The following is a 2140-nucleotide window of genomic DNA, read 5'->3' on the forward strand; positions in this document are numbered from 1 at the left end:
TGCTGAGAAAGTGGCACATAACGGTCTTTCTTACCTTTTCCTTGAACAATATGAAGCATTTTTCGATCAAAATCCAAGTGTGAAAGTTCAATATTCCGAACTTCCATACATCGCAATCCGCAGCCATAAATCAAACCAATTACCAATTTATGTTTCAGCAAATCTGCCGTTTGAAGCATACGCCAAATCTCTTCCCTACTCAAAATTACGGGAAGTTTTTTGACTTTCGAAATTGAAGGAAGATGCAGAAAATCGTAAGGTAAACCTTCTGTTTTCAGTAAAAACCGAAGACCATAAACCGTGTGTTTAAAGTAACTTTGAGAAGGTGTTTTGGATCTTTGTTGAAGTTCAAACAAGTAATCTTTCACTTGTTCTGGATCTAATTCCGTAGGCAACATTTTAAAATGCAGCGCCATTGCAGCAACATGTCGTGCATAATTATCAAAAGTTTTGGGACTTCTGCCCAAAATAGAAATATTCCTTTCAAACCGATGCAAAAGTTCCGCAAATCCCTCCACTTCTATGCATGCACGATTCAAAATTTTGTTCTCTCTTAATTCCTCCGAAGATTTTTTTTTGTAGCCATTTTAATTGTATTTTTGAATTAATAAAAACAAAGGTAACAAAACAGCGAATCGGGAAAAGCTACCGAAGGTTTAGTTCAACAGCGGTTTGCCCACGCTGGCGCGAGCATCTTGCTCGTGCCAAATTTTTTGAATATATGAGAACACGAGCGAGACGCTCGAGCCAGCGTTTGCGGAACCATTTCCATATGTTGCGGAACCATTTCTGCAAGTTGCGGAGCCATTTCTATCACTTGCGGAGACCTTTCTATCACTTGCGGAGCCAATTCCATCACTTGCGTAGAGATTTCCATCACTTGCGGAGCCATTTCTATCACTTGCGGAGACAATTCCACCATGACGATATTAGTTCGTGCATATTTAACTGGCTTGTGCAATGTTAAATTACTTATAAAAAAGAGGTTTGATTTTCTATTGCGTACAGAATCTTATATTTTTACAAAATGAAAAATTCAATTTTTATTCTTACTCTTCTAGCGATGGTTGCACTTTCTTGCAACCCGAAAAATGAAAAAGAGAATATCTCAGAAATAAATAATTCTACCGAAGCTACAATACCACTAAGCAAAGCAGATTCTATCGTGAATGCTGCCATAGAAGCGCATGGTGGAGATTTATACAAAAAAGCAGATTATACATTTAGCTTTCGAGATAAGAAATACCATTTTAAAAATAACGACAGCGAATATGAATATTCTTCTGAAATGATGAAAGGAGATTCTATGATAAAAGATGTGAAAATAAACAATGATTTTACGCGTTTCGTGAATGGCAAAAAACTAGATCTGAATGCAGAAGATTCTGGTAAATACGGAGAATCTTTGAACTCTGTTATTTATTTTGCTACACTACCTTACAAACTTCAAGATGCTTCTGTGAACAAAAAATACATTGAAGAAACAACCATCAAAGGGAAAAAACATGATGTGATAGAAGTTACTTTTGGTAAAGATGGCGGCGGAAAAGATTTTGATGATGAATACCAATATTGGATCAATAAGGAAACGCACAAGATAGACTATCTAGCCTACAGCTACCATGTGAACGAAGGTGGTGTGCGTTTTCGGGTTGCCTACAATTCTCGTGTAGTTGATGGAATTACTTTCCAGGATTATGAGAATTATGAAGCAGCTATCAATACACCGTTGAAAGATTTAGCGGCACTATATGAGAAAGGAAAACTGAAAGAGGTTTCTAAAATCGTTACGGAGAATGTGGTAAAGAAAAAAACTAATACGGATTAGCTTTATTAGTGCAAATTTGCCCACAGATTTCACGGATTTACACGGATAAATTTGCTCTTCTAGTTTTTTTTCATAATCTGTGCAAATCTGTGAAATCCGTGGTAATAAAAAAACTAAGACGGATTAAATTTATTACTGCAAATTTGCCCACAGATTTCACGGATTTACACGGATTTACACGGATAAATTTACTCTTCTAGTTTTTTTTCATAGTCTGTGCAAATCTGTGAAATCCGTGGTAATAAAAAAACTAAGACGGATTAAATTTATTACTGCAAATTTGCCCACAGATTTCACGGATTTACACGGATA

Annotated in this window: 3 protein-coding genes; 1 reads left to right on the forward strand and 2 read right to left on the reverse strand. The window is 36.1% G+C overall.

Going from position 1 to position 2140, the window contains the following annotated elements; genetic code table 11:
• A partial coding sequence (locus tag HNQ03_RS03315; protein WP_226927422.1) for a tyrosine-type recombinase/integrase occupies positions 1-539 on the reverse strand: 539 nt, incomplete at its 3' end.
• A gap of 122 nt (positions 540-661) precedes the next feature.
• Positions 662-961 carry a hypothetical protein gene (locus tag HNQ03_RS03320; RefSeq protein WP_173778238.1) on the reverse strand — a complete coding sequence of 100 codons (300 nt, stop codon included), beginning with the start codon at positions 959-961 and terminating at the stop codon, positions 662-664.
• A gap of 66 nt (positions 962-1027) precedes the next feature.
• Here HNQ03_RS03320 and HNQ03_RS03325 point away from each other — a divergent pair, with 66 nt between their 5' ends.
• A complete protein-coding gene (locus tag HNQ03_RS03325) occupies positions 1028-1828 on the forward strand; it encodes a DUF6503 family protein (RefSeq protein WP_173778239.1) in 801 nt (266 codons plus the stop codon).
• Positions 1829-2140: the final 312 nt, after the last annotated feature.

Source organism: Frigoriflavimonas asaccharolytica, from assembly GCF_013294015.1.
Taxonomy (GTDB): Bacteria; Bacteroidota; Bacteroidia; order Flavobacteriales; family Weeksellaceae; genus Frigoriflavimonas; species Frigoriflavimonas asaccharolytica.